The sequence below is a fragment of the Williamsia sp. genome, assembly GCF_036566845.1.
Lineage (GTDB): Bacteria > Actinomycetota > Actinomycetes > Mycobacteriales > Mycobacteriaceae > Williamsia.
The window spans coordinates 100903-117952 of sequence record NZ_DATCVM010000105.1 but is presented as its reverse complement, the minus strand read 5'-3'; the positions used below and the strand labels follow the sequence as shown (position 1 = coordinate 117952).

Below are 17050 nucleotides of genomic sequence, written 5' to 3'. Positions count from 1 at the left end.
ACCCGGACCCAGGTCGTGCGATTGCACCCACTGGCGTGCAATGATTTTTACCTGGTCGCCGATAGTCGGCGATCTGCCGAGCAAGGAGCGGTCGGGCTATGTGGGATTCATTCTGGGACTTCATCTGGTACACGCTGGTGATCTTCGCTTTCATCGCGTACCTCATGATTCTGTTCAACGTTTTGATCGATCTGTTTCGTGACCACAAGACCTCGGGTTGGGTCAAGGCCGTCTGGATTCTCTTCTTGGTCCTTCTGCCCTACATAACCCTGTTCGTGTACCTCATCGCTCGTGGTCGCGGAATGTCCGAGCGGGCACGTGATTCCCAGCTCGCCGCGCAGAAGCAGGCCGATGCGTACATCAAGCAGGCCGCCGGTACTGCGGGACCCGCAGATCAGATCGCGTCCGCGAAGGCCCTGCTCGACGCAGGCACCATCGACCAGGGCGAGTTCGAGCAGTTGAAGGCAAAAGCGCTGGCGCACTGACCAGCAGGTAATTCCACTCCAGGCACCGAACGCGCAGCGCGTTCGGTGCCTGGAGTGTTTTCGTAGGGCGGCAACGTCGCCAGGGTGTGCGGTGTCACTGCACATACGGGGCGACGGTGCTATGTATGTCAGACGTACAGCGATAGCTGCTCCAGCACGGGGGCGGGTCGGCTGGCCTCACCGAAACCCCGGTGGCGAGCACAGATCCAACGGACGGCGAAGACATGCGAATACTTGTACTGGGTGCCACCGGTTACATCGGGGCCCGTCTGGTCACCAGACTGCTGGCAGACGGACACGACGTTGTTGCTGCGTCGCGGAATGCCAACAGACTGAAGCCGTTCGGCTGGTTCGGCGACGTCGCGACCGTGGAGCTCGATGCGATGGACCCCGATTCGGTGCGTGCCGGCCTGACGTCGGCCGGCCCCATCGACGTGGCGTATTACCTGGTCCATGGCATCGGTCAGAAGAACTTCCGCAGGGACGACGAGGTCGCGGCGCGCAATGTCGCGTTCGCGGCGCGTGATCACCGGGTGGGACGCATCGTCTATCTCGGTGGATTCGTCCCCGACGACGGTGAGCTTTCCGAGCACCTGGAGAGCCGGTCGGAGGTGGGTCAGGCACTCGACCTCGACGACGGCCCCGAACTGGTGTGGCTGCGGGCGGCAGTGGTGATCGGTGCGGGATCGACGTCGTTCGAGATGGTGCGATACATGTCGGACCGGCTGGCGGTGATCCCGTTGCCGTCCTGGATCGACAACCCGATGGATCCCATCTCGGTGCGTGACACCGTTCACTATCTCGCGGCGGCGGCGTTTGAAAAGGTACCGCCGGGGTACTACGACATCGCGAGCGCTGAGACGTCGTCGTACAGTTCCTTGCTGTTCGCGTATCTGCGCGCGAGCCGCTCGCCGCGGGTGGGTGTGGTGTTGCCCGGCATCGACATTCGGCTGGCCGGCTTTCTCAGCGGCCTGGTGGTGCCGATACCGAGTGGCCTCGCCTCCGATCTGGTGCGCTCGCTGGATCATCCGATGAAGGCCTCCGAGAACAAGATCCGCGACCACGTCCCTGATCCGCCGGGAGGACTCTTGACCATTCGCGAAGCTGTGCGGCGCTCTGTGGACAGTCCGATGCCGAAGCCGGTGGACAAACTGACCGATATTCATCACCTGGCCGACACCGATCCGTCCTGGGCTGGTGGAGATCTGATGCGGGTGAAGCGCGGCGTCCGCAATCGGGTGGTGATGCCGGTCCGGTCGGTGGTGGACGGAGTGATCGCCACGTCGGGTCTGAACAAGTTGTGGCCTCTGTTGTGATCGCGATACCCGAGAAGCTCGAATTCCTGCTGGGCACAGTCCAAGACGATCCCGAACCTCCGGAGCCGCGACGGACGTTGATGCGGCGGCGGATCGTTGTCGCGATCGTGTTGATCGCCGGCAGCGTGATGCTCGGACTGTCTCTCTCGATCGATCCGGGCGATTCGTCGTTCTATCCCATGACGTTCGCGCTCGCCGCCGTGTGGGCTGTGGGGGCATTGCTGTCCGGACCGCTGCCGATCGGCTCGTTCCCGCCTCCTCGTGGTGGTCCGGTGCGTGCTGCGTGGATCGGGGTGGTGGTCGGCGCCTTGCTCGGTGCGATCTTTGTGGTCGGCGGCCTTGTCGTCAGGGAGATCCCGCCGGTTCGCGACTTCATCGCCGATGTGCTCGACCACGCCGACACCGGTGGCCTGGTGCTGGTTCTGTCCACGGCGATCGTCAACGGCATCGCGGAGGAGATGTTCTTCCGCGGCGCGGTGTACTCCGCACTCAGAGGCCATGCACCAGTGATCTTCTCGACGGTCATCTACGTGATCGCAACGCTGGCCAGCGGAAATCCGATGCTCGGGTTCGCGGCGATCTTGCTGGGTCTGGTCTGTGCGCTCGAACGCCGGGCAACGGCCGGCGTCGTGGCGCCGGTCTTCACCCACATCGCGTGGACGATTGTCATGGTTTTGGTTCTACCGCAACTCTTTTGACCGGATGCCCCACCGTGGGCGCGACAAATTCTATGGAGGTTATGTATGGCTGGCGTAGATGTCTCGGTGCGGTCGAATCTTCGGCCTGACGCGGCGTGGGAGATGGCATCGGATCTGGGCAGATTCGACGAGTGGATGACGATCTTTGCCGGGTGGAAGAGTCCGCTCCCCGCTCAGGTCGAGTTGGGTACCAAGGTCTCATCGCTGATCAAGGTCAAGGGTTTTCGCAACACGATCGCATGGACGGTGACCCGCTACGAGAAGCCTCAACTTCTCGAACTCTCGGGCCGCGGACGCGGTGGTGTGCACATCGACATCGAACTGAAGGTGACGCCCGACGGCGAAGGTTCGGTGTTCGACCTCAACGCAACCATCAGCGGCGGCGTGTTGAACGGCCCGGTCGGCAATCTTGTTGCGAGGGTCATCGATTCGGATGTTCGCAGGTCAGTGGACAATCTGGTGGCTTTGGGCCGGTGATGACCCGCAATGATCGCCCATGATCCGTCCAGGGTTTGTAGTGTTGGACGCGGATGTGCTGCGGCGACGAGCCTGAGATGGGCGGCTGCAGGCGCCGGATCGTTCCACACAACGACGTTAGGAACACGAAGTGAGCACCACGTATCAAGCGGTTGAGATCCTGGCAGAGCGGTCGACCACCACAACCTCGGTGGGCGTGATCGGTTACATCATCATCGGTGGCCTCGCCGGTTGGCTGGCAAGCAAGTTCATGGGCACCGACAAGCAGATGGGCATTCTGCTCAACATCGTTGTCGGTGTGATCGGCGCGTTCCTCGGTGGGTTCATCCTGAGCTTCGCCTTCGACACCGCAAGTGGCGGATGGTTCTTCACGTTCCTCACAGCGCTTCTGGGCTCGGTCATCCTGCTGTGGATTGTGAAAAAGGTCAAGAAGTAGGGAAATCCCGACCGACTACAGAGGGATCTCGTGACCCGTATCGGACACTCTGATCTGGATGTGTTCCCGCTCAATCTGGGTGGCAACACTTTTGGCTGGACCAGCGACCAGGACACGTCATTCGCAGTTCTCGACGCGTTCGTCGTGGCCGGCGGTGATTTCATCGACACGTCCGACAGCTATATGGCGTCGATTCCGGGAAACTCGGGAGGAGAGTCCGAAACCGTCCTCGGGCAGTGGCTCGCCGCCCGTGGTCGTCGCGATGATGTTGTCCTTGCCACCAAGGTGAGCCGGCACCCGGACTTCCTGGGCCTTGCCCCCGACAACATCGCCAGGGCCGCCGAGGCGTCCTTGCAGCGTTTGCAGACCGACCACATCGATCTGTACTACGCGCACTACGACGATCCGTCTGTGCCGCTGGAAGAAACGTTGGGCGCGTTCGACTCTCTGGTTCGCGACGGCAAGGTCCGGTACCTCGGGATCTCGAACTACTCGCCGGAACGTATCTCCGAGTGGCTGTCGATCTGTGAAGCAAACAACTTTGCCAAACCGATTGCCCTGCAACCGCACTACAGCCTTGTTGTACGGGAGCCCTTCGAATCGACCCTGCGCCCTCTCGCCGAGAAGTTCGATCTCGGTGTGATGCCGTACTGGGCACTCGCCAGCGGCTTCCTCACCGGCAAATACCGTACGCAGGCCGACGTGGACGGCGCCGCCCGCAGCCGGATCGTCGACGGCTACTTCACCACCGAAGGTCTGGCCGTGGTCGACGAATTGGCGATCATCGCGGTAACACGCGGCATGGAGATCGCCACGGTGGCACTGGCGTGGACGAGGCAACAGTCAACCGTTGTCGCACCCATCGCCAGCGCCCGCGTTCACGGGCAGTTGGATGCCCTGATCGCGTCGGTCGACCTGGAATTGTCTGACGCCGAACTACATCGACTCGACACGGTCTCAGCGCTGGTCACCACCAACTGACCCTGGCAACAACCAAATTCGCGCCGGTTGCCTGCGTGCGCTCCTGTTGCAACAGGAGCGGATGTCGGCGAGCGGCGCGAATTTTGGGGAATCGGCAGCCCGACCGCTACCGGCGGGACCGTCGGCTGGATTGGATGGTCTGGCGCGACATGGCTGCGGAGGCGTTGACCACACGGTCGCCGTAGCGCTCCAGCACGAGAGCCTGCGTTGCGGCGAGGTGGGCACGGGCCATGCGTTCGGCTTCGTCGGCCCGGCCTGCGGCGATTTCCTCGACCAGTCGGCGATGGGCATGGACGGCACCCTCGGCCTCGACCTGCGACGGGTACTCGCCGTGCCGGGTGCGCGCTTCTGCCCAGGCCTCCTCTTGCGCCGTCCACAGCGCCACGTAACTACCCACGGCGTATCGGATGGTGGCGATGGGTGTGAACGAGACGACCATGTCGTGGAAGTCGCGTGCGGCGTGGGTGAAGTCGACACCGTTGGTGATGTGCTCGACGGATTCGTCGATGGCCTTGGTCAGGGCCGGGACCACAACCTCGAGACGGTCTTCGCGTCTGGCGCACTCGGCGGCACACATGGGCTCGAGCATCTGCAGTCCGACTGCGAGGTCCTCGAGGGTGACGCGGCCTGCCTGCAGGGAAAGGCCGAGGTGGTAGGCGGCGGACGTCTCGTCAGGACGGTGGACGTCCGCGCCGCCGACGTTGCCCCGGCGGACCGTTACCAGCCCCTCTGTCTCAAGGATGCGCAGTGCTTCGCGGATCGAGGGGTAGCTGACGCCGAAGTCCTTGACCAGTTGTTCCTGGGTGGGAAGGCGGTAGTTGTCGTCGGCCAGGATGTTGTCCCGCAGCTCATCGGCAACGGTTTCGGCGATCCGGCGCTGTGGTACCCGGCGGCTCGGGGCTGTTGTCACATTCGCCACCTTATATTCACTCAGCCAGTTTAATCTCCCGACACTTACCATTCAAGTATTCCAATCCTTATGAGGATTGAGCTACCGTGCTCGCATGGACTTCACGTTGGGTGAGCCGGCGAATGCGCTCCGCGCTGACCTTCGCCGGCTGATCAAGGACAATGTCCCGGCACAGTTCCGGGGCGCGTTCACCGATGACCCGGGCGACCTCGACACCGCCCAGGCGTTCTGCCGGTTCCTCGCGGAGCGGGACCTGCTCTGTATGGCCTGGCCCGAAGAGTTCGGCGGACGCGATGCGTCGGTCTGGGAACAGGCCGTGGTCCGCGAGGAGATGTGGGCACATCACGAGCCGCGAGGCGCCCAGTACATGGGCGTGAACTGGGTCGGGCCGACGATCATGCGGCACGGGACGCAGGAGCAGCAGCAGTTGCATCTCCCGCCGATCGCGCGTGGCGAGGTGATCTGGTGTCAGGGTTTCAGTGAGCCCGGATCGGGATCCGATCTGGCGTCGCTGCGCACCGCGGCGCGGCGCGAGGGTGACGGCTGGAGCATTTCCGGCCAGAAGATCTGGACCTCGTACGCCACGATGGCGCAGTGGTGTTTCCTTCTCGCCCGCACCTCGTCGGGGGAGCGTAAGCAGAACGGGCTGACGGTGTTCCTGGTCCCGATGTCCGATCCGGCCATCGAGGTGAGGCCGATCCGCTCGATGCTCGGCCCCCATCACCTCAACGAGGTCTTCTTCAACGATCTGAAGGTGTCGCAGGCGCAAGTCCTCGGGTCCGTCGACGAGGGATGGAGGGTCGTTCAGGAAGTGCTCGCGTTCGAGCGGGTGGGGATCGCGCGATACGCCCGATGCGAGAAGCTGCTGCACGAGGCGCCACAGGTGCTGGGCGACGAGTGGGACAATCTGCCGGCCGAACTCCTCGCACGGTGGGCCCGGATGCTGGTGCACTGCCGTCGGGCCAGGCTGCTCGCGTATCGGGTCGTCTCGATGCAGAGCGAGGGCCGGGTCCGCCCGGCGGACTCCGCCCTCTACCGGATTGCGGTGACAAGTCTCGATCAGGCCAGCGCCGCCGTGCTTTCGGAGATTGCCGCCTACGCCCCGTCGACGGGCGAGGCGGCCGAAGGTTTCCGGCTCGACGTCGGGGCGCACTGGACCTACTCGCAGGCGGCAACGGTGTCGTCCGGCAGCATCGAGATGCAGCGGATTCTGCTTGCCCGCAACCTGCTGGTGGCGTCATGAACATCGAACTGAGCACCGAGGCCACGGACTACGGAACAGCGGCACTCCGGGCATTCGAATCGGCGGGCGGCGACCGGCTCCTCGAAGTGGCAGAGGTGGATCCGGCGGGACGTCATCGGGCGCTGGAGTCGGTGTTTGCCGGCCTCGGGGCCTGGGATCTCAACCCCCGTGGCGATGTTGACGAACTCGAGGCGGCAGCCGCGTTGTGTCGGAGCGCCGGGCATTGGGGCATCCCGTATCCGGTGGCCGAACGTCTCGCGAAGCCGATGGATCTTGATGTCGACGGCTTGGTGGTGGTTGCCGACAGCGGCCCCGCAGCCGCCGTCGCCGGTCTGGATCTACGGTGGTCAGCGGTGTCATTGAGTGGTCTCCGCAGTTCGGTCACCGTGCTTCCGGCGACCGAATCCCCTCGAACATCGGCGTTTGTGGCGCCGCTCGATCTTGTGCCCATCGACAACGGCGGCGCCACGGACCTCGCCCTCGGGTTGGTGCTGCCGTGCTGGACGTTGTTGGGAATGCTCGACCGTGCACTGGAACTCACCCGTGCGCACGTCCTCATGCGCGAGCAGTTCGGTCGGCCGCTGGCCCAACTGCAAGGTGTCCAGTTCCAGCTCACCGACGCCGAAGTCGAGCGCTGTGGCGTGGAAGTCCTTGCCAAGTACGCATTGTGGAGCATCGAAGCCGGTTTGGACGAGGCCGTCGATGATGCGTTGGCGCTGCGGTTGGCAGCGGTGGAGGCGGCCGACGTCGTCTTCCGGGTTGCCCACCAATTGCACGGGGCCACCGGATTCTGCGACGAGACCACACTCTCGTGGCTCTCGCGGTACAGCTTGCCGTTGCGACGACTACCGCTGGGCCTTGCTTCGACGGGCGCTGCGCTGACGGCGCGCGTGAGTCGCAAGGGCCTGACCGGACTGTTCGGCAACGCGCCGGTCGCGGTGTCCGAACCGGCGGCGGTCATTCGATGACAGATGCGACGACAACCGCGATGACCGACGGCATTGGCCAAAACAGTGGGGACACGGTGACGTACGACCTTCCCGCCGAACTGACGGTGACGTCTGACGGACCGGTCCGGACAGTCACCATCAATCGGCCCGACGACCTCGGTGCGGTCAACGAGAACCTGCATTGGGCCCTGGCGAACGTCTGGCGGCAGATCGCCGCCGACCGCGATGCCGCCGTCGTGATCCTCACGGGGTCGGGCCGGGCATTCAGTGCCGGTGGCGACCTGGGCTGGATCACCTCGTTCCTCGACGATCCCGCCGGACGCGACGAGAGCATTCGCGAAGGTGCCGAGATCATCGACGAGATGCTGCGGTTCCCACTGCCGGTCATCGCTGCCGTCAATGGCCCGGCGGTCGGTCTCGGCTGCAGCATCGCGGTGCTCTGCGACGTGGTCCTGATCTCGGAGAAGGCCTATCTGGCCGATCCTCACGTGGCAGTCGGTCTGGCCGCCGGTGACGGGGGCGCGGCGTTCTGGCCGTTGCTGACACCGATTCTGAGGTCGCGGGAGTACCTGTACACCGGTGACCGGATCCCGGCGGCGACTGCTGTGGAGTTGGGCCTGGCGACACGGGTCTGTGCCCCGGACGACCTCGGTGACCAGGCGCAGCAGTTGGCGCAGCGTCTTGCCGCGCAACCCCGCGAGGCGTTGCAGAGCACCAAACGGATCGTCAACATGCATCTGAGTCGGGCCCTGGCCGGCCCGCTGCAGGCGGGTTTTGCCGCAGAAGTTGTCACGATGCAGACCGATGAACATCGGAAACGTCTTCTGGCGCTGGTGGATCGGGCCCGATCCTGATGGCGGCAGAGCCCAGTGACTTCCGCGCGACGGTACGGGACTGGTGTGTGAGCCACATTCCACCAGACTGGCGGTCGGCGCAGACCGGGGTGCCGGACGAGGAGTTCGTCCGCTTCCAGAAGGAATGGTTTGCCGAACTCCACCACGCCGGGTATGCCGTTCCGCATTGGCCGGCGGCGTGGGGCGGCGGCATGTCGGTCGAGCAGCAGGTGGTGCTCTACCAAGAGCTCGCCGCGCACGACGCACCGCGTCTGGTGCTGCCGTTCGTCTCGATCCATCACGCGGCATCCACGCTGCTGGCCGCAGGGACCGACAAGCAGCGCGAACGCCATCTCCCGGCGATCCTCGACGGTGAGATCTGGTGTCAGGGATTCTCTGAACCCGGTGCGGGCTCAGACATGGCCGCTCTCACGACATCTGCGCGCAGGAGTGGTGACACGTACATCGTCAACGGCCAGAAGCTCTGGGCCAGTGGCGCGCTGCACGCCGACTGGTGTCTGCTGCTGGCGCGTACCGATCCGGATGCGCCCAAACGACGCGGCATCTCGTACTTTCTGATGGACATGCGGACGCCGGGAGTCGAGGTCCGGCCGATCCGGCAGGCGACCGGCGAATCCCACTTCTGCGAGATCTTCCTCAACGACGTGGTGGTCCCGGCCGAGAACCTGGTCGGCGCGGAGAACGCCGGCTGGCAGGTGGCGCAGGAAACTCTTGGTGCCGAACGCGGTATGACGATGCTCGAGCTGTCGGAACGGCTGGCGCACGGTGGTTTTCGATGGCTGGTCGAAGAGTGCTCGAAACCCCGCCGGAACGGGTCTGTGCCGCTGGATGACTCACGGGTGGCAGATCGACTGGCGGAGTTGGAGATTTCGATCGACGGCCTGCGGCTGCTCTGTTCGGACTTTGCCACCAACAACGATCCCGGGCCGGGCGATGCCTCGATCGTGAAGCTGTTCTACAGCGAACTGCTGCAAGCACTGACCGACTTCGGGGCCGAGGTTGCCGGACTGTCTGCGCAGACAGACCTGCGCAAACCGCTGTCGAGCGGATGGGAATCGGGTTCCTGGGTCCTCGATTTCGTCGGATCGTGGGAATGGACAATCCCGGGCGGGACCAGCGAGATACAACGCAACATCATCGGCGAGCGGGGCCTCGGGCTTCCGCGTGAACCGGTAGGAACCTGATGTCGACTGACAACCTCTCAGAACTGCATGGCGAACTCCGAGCAGTGGCTCGTGACCTACTGGCCAAGGCAGATGTCGGTGTGCCGATCGACTGGCAATTGGTCGCCGGTTCCGGCTGGCTCGGACTGGAGGCGGACGACGAGTTCGACGGCGCCGGTGCGACCTTCGCCGAGACCGCCGTCGTCCTGCGGGAAGCCGGACAAGCCCTGGCGAGCGGCCCCTACCCGGCCGTGGCCACGCTGAGCCTGGGACTGCTGGAGGCGCTGGCGCCTTCTGCGGCCCGAGACGAACTGTTGCGGGACACCGTATCCGGTGTTGTCGTACCGATCGCAGTGGTGGAAGGTGAGAGCGCCCTCGACGAACTCGATCAGCCGCGGTTCCGCGTCACCCGCTGTGATGCGGGATGGCAGGTGAACGGGCAGGCCGACCTGGTCTTGGGTGCACCGGTTGCCGACCGACTTCTCATTCCCGCGATCGATACCGAAGAGCCCGGCGGCGGGATCGTTGTTGTGGTCGTCGAGCCGACCATCGGTGGACTGGAGGTTGCTGATGAGCCAGTCGTCGATTTCACGCGCAGCTTCGGCCGGGTGATCGCCGACGATGTCGTGGTGCCGGTGGAATCGGTGTGGCGGTTTGTATCGGACGGCGGGGAGGCGTTGCGGCAACTCCACGATCGCGCAGCGCTCGGAGTGGCTTGCGACAGTCTTGGGCTCAGTGAGGCCGTGATGGCGGCGACGGTTGAATATGTGGGTGTACGAGAACAATTCGGCCGCAAGATCGGGTCGTTTCAAGCTGTGAAGCACGCCTGCGCGGACATGCTCGTTCAGGTGACGGTCGCGCAGAAGCTCGTCGATGCCGCTGTCACCGCGCTGGCTGCCGGGCGGCCCGATGCCGCGGTGACAGCCTCGATGGCCAAGTCATTTGCGTCCTCGATGGCCGTGGATGTGGCGGGTAAGGCGATGCAACTCCACGGCGGAATGGGCTACACGTGGGAGAGCGGTATCCACGTCTACCTCAAGCGCGCCATTCTGAACCGTTCGCTGTATGGCTCACCCGCGCAGCACCGCGCCGGTCTGGCCGCCCGATACCGATAGTGTGCTGTTCTGGCGGCCTCGACCTGCGGGTTTGGCCGCCAGAACACCACATCATCGGGTTGCGGGAGCGAGCCTCTTGGCGGCGAGATCGCGGATATCGCTCGTCTTGATCTTCGCACTGCCGGTGAGGGTGACCTCGTCGTCGTTGAAGAACAAAACATGGCGTGGCACTTTGTAACTCGCCAGCTGGGCCTTGACAAACGTGCGGATCTCCTCGGGGTCGAGGTCGGCGTCGGCATGCGGAACGATGCAGGCGACAACCACTTCGCCGAGGGTCTCGTGCGGTACCCCGACGGTGCGGGTGACCTTGACGCCGGGGTGTGCGACCAGTACCTCGTCGACCTCGAGCGGTGAGACGTTGGCGCCACCGGTCTTGATGATGTCGGTCAGGCGCCCTTCCCAGAAAAGGCGGCCTTCGGCGTCGAGATAGCCGCCGTCCCCGGTGACGAAGAAGCCTTCGTCGTCGACGGTCTCGCTCAGCGGTGTGCCGAGATATCCGAGCATCAACGTCGGTCCCTTGACACAGATCTCCCCGCGTTCACCGAGTGGGAGGGTCTGTCCGGTCAACGTATCGACGATCTTGAACGTGATGCCGGACAGTGGTTTTCCGCTGCTTCCGCCGGCCTGCTCTTCGGTGGTGTTGGCCGGGAATATGCTCGAAATCGTGAAGGTCTCGGTGTTGCCGTAGGCGTAGCCGGGTTCGATCCACTGCGCAGTGACGGACGGATGTCGGGCCACCGGGGTGCGGTGGTCGACAAACCTCAGGCTACTCAGATCCGCTGTGCCCCAATTGGGAGCGGATTCGAATTGTGCCCACTGATGCGGCCAGGCGAAGGGGAAGTTGACCTTCTCGGATTCGATGAGCTCCAGCGCTTCGGTGGCATCGAACGTCGTCTGCAGTACCAGTGATCCGCCACTGGCCAGCGTATTACCCAGTGCCATCGCGAAATTGCCCGACCAGAAGAATCCATTGGCGCTCCAGCACCGGATGTTGTCGTCGGGGCCGAAGTGATAGATCTGGCGGAAACGCCACAATTGGATGGACACCCCACGATGAGCGCTGAAGATGCCCTTCGGCTTGCTCGTGGTTCCCGAGGAGAAGAACAGCACCGCGGTGTCGCTGGGCTTCACCGCCGCGGCGGTGGCCTCGACCAGCTCCCGTGGCTCCGAATGCCCCCGCTGGAGGAAGGTATCCCAGGACTCGATCGCACCGAGACCTCCACCCGCATCACCCTCGGCCCCCACCGCTGCGAGGTGACGCAGGAATGGGTACTTCGCCGACCGCAGCGTTCCGGGTGCGGCAGAACCGATCTCGGGATCGAGATCGGTCAGGACCGCGGTCAGGTCCTTGTTCAGCACCTTGTGGTCGAACAGCAACACCGACACCTCGGAGATGTCGAGGAGGTAATCCAACTCCGAGCGGGTGGAAAACGTGCTGAGGGTGACCGCAACACCTCCGGCGAGCGATGTGCCGAAGACTGCTGCGATCCACTCGGGCCGGTTGGTCATGAGAACGCCGACCCGGCCGTCTTTGCCGAGTCCGGTGGCCCGCAGTGCCCGGGCCACCTCCACCGCGCGTTCCCACAGCTGCGTATAGCTCCAGCGGATGACGCCGTCCGGCGTATGCAGGACGAGTGCTTCGCGGTCGCCGTACCGGGTGGTCACCTCGCGCAGGAATCCCGGCATGGTGAGGGTGCCGAGACCGGGTTCGTCCTCCAGCGGCGGGCCCGACACGATCGACGCAGATTTCACAGCTAACCCCTCTGTGCCGCTAGAGCGGCAGTTCGACTTCGGCGGTGCAGGTCACCAGAGTGGTGCCGTCCTGGCTGGTCAGTTTGAGTTTGATCTGGACGAGCGGTACGCCCCAGTCTGATTCGGCCTTCTTGTCGACGATTTCGGCGTCGAAGTAGGTCACGTCACCCTCGAAGGCGGGGCCACGGAAATCGGCCTTGGTGTGCCGGACCATGCCGTCGTGACCGGCCCAGTTGGCGAGGTAGTCGGTGCACCAGGCACCCATCGTGGCGCCGTAGCCATAAGCCCGCGCCATCCCGACCTCGCCGGCCTTCTCGGCGTCGATGTGGCCCCGCGACGGTCCGACGTACAGGCCGTCGCGCTTGCGTGGGTCGATGAAGGCGCCTTCCTCATCGAATCCGAAGCCTTCGGTCCAACCCGGATCCTGATAGACCCAGGGGTCCTTGATCCCTTCGGGCGCAACCCATCCGAACGTGCCCCAGATGTTGAACAGGAAGGCGCGGTACTCGGTGGTGAAGCTCGCGACGCTGTGCGGTCCGATCACCCGGCGGTGGAGCTTGTCGCCGACGTCGACCTCATCGAACCGCGGCGAGACACCAAGACGATTGGACATCAGCCACTCGTGACGCAACTTCTCGACCTCGAGGAGTTCGTCGTTGGTCCACTTCTTGGTCGCGCCGATCTGGTTGTCGTACATACCCCGTTTGTTCGCCTCGGCCGCGAGATAGCGTATGGCGGTCGACCGCTCCCGGGCCACCAGCGCGCCGTGCTGATTCTTGTGTGTGGTGTCACCGCGGGAGAACATCGTGGGTCCGGCAAACTTGGTGTCGGCGACCTTGTAGTCGTGAAAACGTCTGTCCTGGAACAGTTTGTCGCCGGGTCGGACCGGTGTGCCGTAGAACCACCACTCTTCGCCGCCGAAGATCAGGTGGCTGTTCGGAATGTGGCCGACGCAGGCCGGCGCCGCGCCGTGCCCGTAGTCGAGGCCGACGGCGATGGACTGCGGCGCGATGAGCCCGCCGAACTTGCTTTCCTTGGCGAAGTTCTCGTCCCAGTGGATGGGGTTGGGATTGTCCATCGCCATGACCCAGCGGCGGATGTCGGAACCGCTGCACGGGTCGTGCAGTTGGCCACCGCCGATAGGTTTGCCGACGCGATGGTCCACATCACTCAGGTCGAGTGTCGCGGTTTCGGCTTCTTGCTCGCTGGTTGTCATGTGGCTACTCCTGATTCAGCGGTTGACGTCGACGACGATGCGGCCGCGGACTGTGCCGTCCATCAGCTGATCGGCGGCGTTGATCGATTCTGCGAGCGAGATCTCGGTGGCGATCGATTCCAGCGCACTCGGATCGAGATCACGGGACAGACGTGCCCAGGCGGTGATCCGGCGATCCTTGGGTGCCATCACGCTGTCGATGCCCAGGAGCGACACTCCTCGCAGGATGAACGGCGCCACCGAGGCGGGGAAGTCCATACCCTGCGCGAGACCGCAGGCGGTCACCGTGCCGCCGTAGCGGGTCTGGGCGCAGGCATTGGCGAGCGTGAAGCTTCCGACCGAATCGACTACGCCGGCCCAGCGTTCTTTCTGCATGGGCTTGCCCTTTTCGGAGAGCTCGGCGCGATCGACGACCGTCGTGGCGCCGAGTTGCTGCAGGTATTCGACCTCAGAGGCCTTGCCGGTGGATGCGGCCACTGTGAAGCCGGCCTTGGTGAGGAGTGCGATGGCAACGCTGCCGACGCCACCGGTGGCACCGGTCACGAGGATCTCGCCCTGGTCGGGGCTGACACCGGCCTTGACGAGGGCCTCGACGCAGAGGCTTGCGGTGTAGCCGGCGGTGCCGATGGCCATCGCCTGTTTGGTGGTGAACTCGGCGGGCAGTGGGACGAGCCAGTCTCCGTTGAGGCTGGCGGTCTGGGCAAAGCCACCCCAGTGGGTCTCTCCGACGCCCCAGCCGTTGAGGACCACCCGATCGCCTGCGGACCAGTCGCCGTGCGAGCTCTCCGTGACGGTTCCGGCGAGGTCGATGCCGGGCACCATCGGGAACTTGCGGACCACGGGGGATTTGCCGGTGATGGCAAGGGCGTCTTTGAAATTGAGTGAGGAGTAGTCCACGTCGATCCGGACGTTTCCTTCCGGAAGTTCGGACTCCTCGACGTTCCGCACGGCAACCGATTGCCCTGCGTCGCCCTTTTCGATGACAACTGCCGAAAACATGAGAAAAGATGTCCTTTCTGCACCCCGAGCCGGGGCAACAATGTGGCCGACATTACGTCAATCCTCATAAGGATTGCAATGCTTGCAGTGGTGCTGCCGGCCGGTGTGTCAGCGTGCTGTCCAGCCGCCGTCAACCATGATGGTCTGCCCGGTGACGTAGTGTCCGGCATCTGAGGCGAGCCAGAGCACCGCGCCGACGATGTCCTGCGCGGAACCTTCTTTCGGGAGCGGTGTATTGCGGCGCAGGTACTCAGACGCCCGCTCGCTTGTGTACAGGGGCGTGGTGATCTCGCTGCGGAAGAATCCGGGGGCCACGGTGTTCACCCGAATCGAATGCCTCGCCCACTGCACTGCCAGCTCGACCGTGAGACCGGACAACCCGGCCTTGCTCGCCGCATAGGACGCTTGCGGGATCCCGGGTATGCCGACCTGTCCACTGATCGACGAGATGTTCACGATCGACCCGCCGCCGGCCGCGACCAGGTGGGGAAAGGCGCTCTGGGCCAGCAGAAAAGGGGCCATCAGGTTCAGGCCGAGGGTCTGTCGGATGGCCTCGAGTGGCTCGGCCTCGGCCTTTTCCTCGGTGAACATGCTTCCGGCGCCGTTGATGATGATGTCCGGCGGACCGAGTTCGTCGACGACGATGGGCACGATGGTGCCGACCTGATCGAGATCGGAGAGATCGCAGGGGACGGCCAGACCACCGATGCGGTCGGCGACCGCGGCCAGCTTGTCTTTGCGGCGGGCCACCACGGCAACCCGCGCGCCGGCGTCGACCAGGGTCTGGGCGACCGCGACCCCGAGTCCCGACGATGCGCCGGTCACGATGGCCACTTTGCCTGTGAGATCGAACAGGTCGGTCACGCGGTGGTTCCCTTCGATACGGCCTGCGGGCCCGAAATGCGTTGTTGCTCGACGAACTCGGCGAGGCCGGCACGCTGCACCTTGCCCATGGCATTCACCGGCAAGGTGGTGACCTGCGCCCAGGCCTCGGGGACCTTGTACGACGACACCTCGCGCCGGCAATGTGCGACGAGGTCGTCGAAATCCAGTGTGGGCAGCGAACTCTCGACGACGGCCGCGACCCGTTGGCCCAAGCGGTCATCGGGGATCGGGTACACCGCCACCCGCTCGACGTCCGGGTGGGTGCTGATGGCGCGTTCCACCTCGAGGGGATAGATGTTGGCCCCGCCCCGGATGATCACCAGCTTCTTTCGGTCGATCACGGTCAGCCATCCGTCGGCGTCGACCGCCCCGATGTCGCCGGTGGCCAGCGGGCCGGGGGCCGATTCATCGAGCCCGTCCGGACCCCAGTGACCGAGCAGCGGCCGCCAGAGGTCGGCCCACTCCCCGTCGGTGGCAGCGGCCAGCTTGAGCTCTCCGGTGTCACCGGCAGGTAGGCGGTTGTTGTTGTCGTCGTAGGCGGCAACGTCGAAGTGGGGCAGGACCTGGCCACTCGCGCGTTGCTGCCACCTGCCGTCCGGCGGATCGATCGAGACGACGGTGGGCGCCTCGGTCAGTCCGTAGGTGACGCGGGGGATCAGGCCGTGGGCGTCGGCGAACTCCTGGCGCAGCGCATCGGAGGTGTCACCGCCACCGCTCCACACCTCCCGCAACGAGCTCAGGTCGGCGTCGGGGCGGCGGGCGAGATCGTAGAGCTGGGCGGGTGCGCCGTTCCACACGGTCACGCGACGACTGCTGATCCACTCGATGACCCCGTCGACGTCGCGGCGGTTCATCACCACCGCGCAGCCGCCCGCCTGTGCGGTGAGCAGTGTCGAGAGGACCATGAGGTTGAGGATCGTCAGCGGAAAGCTGTCGCCTTTGCGCAGGTCGGAACCCCATCCGCGGGTTCTCGCGAGTACTGCGCCTGGCAACAGGAGATTCCGGTGGCTGTGCACCACGGCTTTGGGTCGCCCGGAGGTCCCGCTGGTGAATGCGATTCCGGCGGGTGCGTCGATGTCCGGTTCGACCGGCGGCGCTTCCAGGTCGCTACGGATCAATTCCGACCAGCGCTGCGGGTCGACACACTCCGGCGTCGCGACCTTGCCGTTCGTCCCGGTCAGCACCGCGGCGGGTCTGCACAGGTCGATGATGTCCTGCTGTTCTCCGGTCGAGAGGGCCTCGCCGACACCGGTCCAGATCGCACCGATCCGTTGCGCGCCGTGGAAGGCCGCAACGATGTCGAGGTCGTTGGGTAGGCAGGCGGCAACCCGATCGCCCGGGCGCACGCCCAGCGACCACAGCGCACCTGCTGCCCTCCGGGCCTGGTCATCGAGTTCGGCGTACGTCCAGATTCCCGAGGCGGCTTCTATCGCGGGGGCATCCGGGCGGATCGCGAGAGAGGGTTCCAGGACCCTCCCGATCGGTTTTGAAATCTCCACGTGACCAGTCTTACCACTATCCTTGTAAACATTGACCTGATAGCTTCAGTTCCGTTGTCGAGAGGTTGGGT

The 17050-nt window shown here is 64.6% G+C and carries 17 protein-coding genes; 11 read left to right on the top strand and 6 right to left on the bottom strand.

Annotated elements, in window-relative coordinates; genetic code table 11:
* The first annotated feature begins 98 nt into the window (after positions 1 to 98).
* The 6 genes from VIQ49_RS09620 to VIQ49_RS09595 all read left to right on the top strand — a co-directional run bounded on the left by VIQ49_RS09620 (position 99) and on the right by VIQ49_RS09595 (position 4393).
* Entirely contained in the window at positions 99 to 485 is a 387-nt protein-coding gene (locus tag VIQ49_RS09620) for an SHOCT domain-containing protein (RefSeq protein WP_331883736.1), read from the top strand.
* A 191-nt stretch (positions 486 to 676) separates the two neighbouring features.
* Positions 677 to 1801 carry an NAD(P)H-binding protein gene (locus VIQ49_RS09615; RefSeq protein ID WP_331883734.1) on the top strand — a complete coding sequence of 375 codons (1125 nt, stop codon included), beginning with the start codon at positions 677 to 679 and terminating at the stop codon, positions 1799 to 1801.
* Positions 1798 to 2499: a type II CAAX prenyl endopeptidase Rce1 family protein gene (locus VIQ49_RS09610; protein WP_414731607.1), complete on the top strand. Its 702-nt coding sequence runs from the start codon at positions 1798 to 1800 to the stop codon at positions 2497 to 2499. The genes VIQ49_RS09615 and VIQ49_RS09610 overlap by 4 nt, the downstream gene beginning before the upstream one ends.
* Positions 2500 to 2544: 45 nt before the next feature.
* On the top strand, positions 2545 to 2976 hold the full coding sequence (locus tag VIQ49_RS09605) for a type II toxin-antitoxin system Rv0910 family toxin (protein WP_331883728.1): 432 nt from the start codon (positions 2545 to 2547) through the stop codon (positions 2974 to 2976).
* A gap of 130 nt (positions 2977 to 3106) precedes the next feature.
* On the top strand, positions 3107 to 3412 hold the full coding sequence (locus VIQ49_RS09600; RefSeq protein ID WP_331883725.1) for a GlsB/YeaQ/YmgE family stress response membrane protein: 306 nt from the start codon (positions 3107 to 3109) through the stop codon (positions 3410 to 3412).
* A 30-nt stretch (positions 3413 to 3442) separates the two neighbouring features.
* Positions 3443 to 4393 carry an aldo/keto reductase gene (locus VIQ49_RS09595; protein ID WP_331883722.1) on the top strand — a complete coding sequence of 317 codons (951 nt, stop codon included), beginning with the start codon at positions 3443 to 3445 and terminating at the stop codon, positions 4391 to 4393.
* Between the two features lie 106 nt (positions 4394 to 4499).
* Here VIQ49_RS09595 and VIQ49_RS09590 read toward each other — a convergent pair whose 3' ends face one another.
* A complete protein-coding gene (locus VIQ49_RS09590; protein ID WP_331883720.1) occupies positions 4500 to 5303 on the bottom strand; it encodes a FadR/GntR family transcriptional regulator in 804 nt (267 codons plus the stop codon).
* A 94-nt stretch (positions 5304 to 5397) separates the two neighbouring features.
* Between VIQ49_RS09590 and VIQ49_RS09585 the strand changes: the two genes are divergently transcribed.
* From VIQ49_RS09585 to VIQ49_RS09565, 5 genes are read left to right on the top strand one after another with little or no spacing between them, the layout of a single operon-like run.
* Complete coding sequence (locus VIQ49_RS09585) at positions 5398 to 6546, top strand: acyl-CoA dehydrogenase family protein (protein ID WP_331883717.1); 1149 nt, start codon at positions 5398 to 5400, stop codon at positions 6544 to 6546.
* Positions 6543 to 7514 (top strand): acyl-CoA dehydrogenase family protein, encoded by a 972-nt coding sequence (locus tag VIQ49_RS09580; protein WP_331883714.1) that lies wholly within the window; start codon positions 6543 to 6545, stop codon positions 7512 to 7514. Before VIQ49_RS09585 ends, VIQ49_RS09580 begins: the two co-directional genes overlap by 4 nt.
* A gap of 56 nt (positions 7515 to 7570) precedes the next feature.
* Positions 7571 to 8350, top strand: a complete 780-nt coding sequence (locus VIQ49_RS09575; RefSeq protein ID WP_331883786.1) for an enoyl-CoA hydratase/isomerase family protein — start codon at positions 7571 to 7573, stop codon at positions 8348 to 8350.
* Positions 8350 to 9534, top strand: a complete 1185-nt coding sequence (locus VIQ49_RS09570; protein WP_331883711.1) for an acyl-CoA dehydrogenase family protein — start codon at positions 8350 to 8352, stop codon at positions 9532 to 9534. The genes VIQ49_RS09575 and VIQ49_RS09570 overlap by 1 nt, the downstream gene beginning before the upstream one ends.
* Entirely contained in the window at positions 9534 to 10628 is a 1095-nt protein-coding gene (locus VIQ49_RS09565) for an acyl-CoA dehydrogenase family protein (protein WP_331883708.1), read from the top strand. Before VIQ49_RS09570 ends, VIQ49_RS09565 begins: the two co-directional genes overlap by 1 nt.
* A 51-nt stretch (positions 10629 to 10679) precedes the next feature.
* On the opposite strand, the gene VIQ49_RS09560 is transcribed toward VIQ49_RS09565, so the two are convergent.
* The 5 genes from VIQ49_RS09560 to VIQ49_RS09540 all read right to left on the bottom strand — a co-directional run bounded on the left by VIQ49_RS09560 (position 10680) and on the right by VIQ49_RS09540 (position 16979).
* On the bottom strand, positions 10680 to 12380 hold the full coding sequence (locus tag VIQ49_RS09560; protein ID WP_331883705.1) for a class I adenylate-forming enzyme family protein: 1701 nt from the start codon (positions 12378 to 12380) through the stop codon (positions 10680 to 10682).
* 19 nt (positions 12381 to 12399) lie between these two features.
* Positions 12400 to 13596 carry an FAS1-like dehydratase domain-containing protein gene (locus tag VIQ49_RS09555; protein ID WP_331883702.1) on the bottom strand — a complete coding sequence of 399 codons (1197 nt, stop codon included), beginning with the start codon at positions 13594 to 13596 and terminating at the stop codon, positions 12400 to 12402.
* A gap of 15 nt (positions 13597 to 13611) precedes the next feature.
* On the bottom strand, positions 13612 to 14595 hold the full coding sequence (locus VIQ49_RS09550) for an MDR family oxidoreductase (RefSeq protein ID WP_331883699.1): 984 nt from the start codon (positions 14593 to 14595) through the stop codon (positions 13612 to 13614).
* Positions 14596 to 14703: 108 nt separating this feature from the next.
* Positions 14704 to 15459, bottom strand: a complete 756-nt coding sequence (locus VIQ49_RS09545) for an SDR family NAD(P)-dependent oxidoreductase (RefSeq protein WP_331883696.1) — start codon at positions 15457 to 15459, stop codon at positions 14704 to 14706.
* Positions 15456 to 16979, bottom strand: a complete 1524-nt coding sequence (locus tag VIQ49_RS09540) for a class I adenylate-forming enzyme family protein (protein WP_331883693.1) — start codon at positions 16977 to 16979, stop codon at positions 15456 to 15458. The genes VIQ49_RS09545 and VIQ49_RS09540 overlap by 4 nt, the downstream gene beginning before the upstream one ends.
* Between the last annotated feature and the right edge of the window lie 71 nt (positions 16980 to 17050).

Coding starts and splice junctions, on each gene's coding strand:
- VIQ49_RS09580 (WP_331883714.1), top strand. CDS start 6,543: ATGAACATCGAACTGAGCACCGAGGCCACGGACTACGGAACAGCGGCA.
- VIQ49_RS09585 (WP_331883717.1), top strand. CDS start 5,398: ATGGACTTCACGTTGGGTGAGCCGGCGAATGCGCTCCGCGCTGACCTT.
- VIQ49_RS09555 (WP_331883702.1), bottom strand. CDS start 13,596: ATGACAACCAGCGAGCAAGAAGCCGAAACCGCGACACTCGACCTGAGT.
- VIQ49_RS09570 (WP_331883711.1), top strand. CDS start 8,350: ATGGCGGCAGAGCCCAGTGACTTCCGCGCGACGGTACGGGACTGGTGT.
- VIQ49_RS09550 (WP_331883699.1), bottom strand. CDS start 14,595: ATGTTTTCGGCAGTTGTCATCGAAAAGGGCGACGCAGGGCAATCGGTT.
- VIQ49_RS09620 (WP_331883736.1), top strand. CDS start 99: ATGTGGGATTCATTCTGGGACTTCATCTGGTACACGCTGGTGATCTTC.
- VIQ49_RS09565 (WP_331883708.1), top strand. CDS start 9,534: ATGTCGACTGACAACCTCTCAGAACTGCATGGCGAACTCCGAGCAGTG.
- VIQ49_RS09605 (WP_331883728.1), top strand. CDS start 2,545: ATGGCTGGCGTAGATGTCTCGGTGCGGTCGAATCTTCGGCCTGACGCG.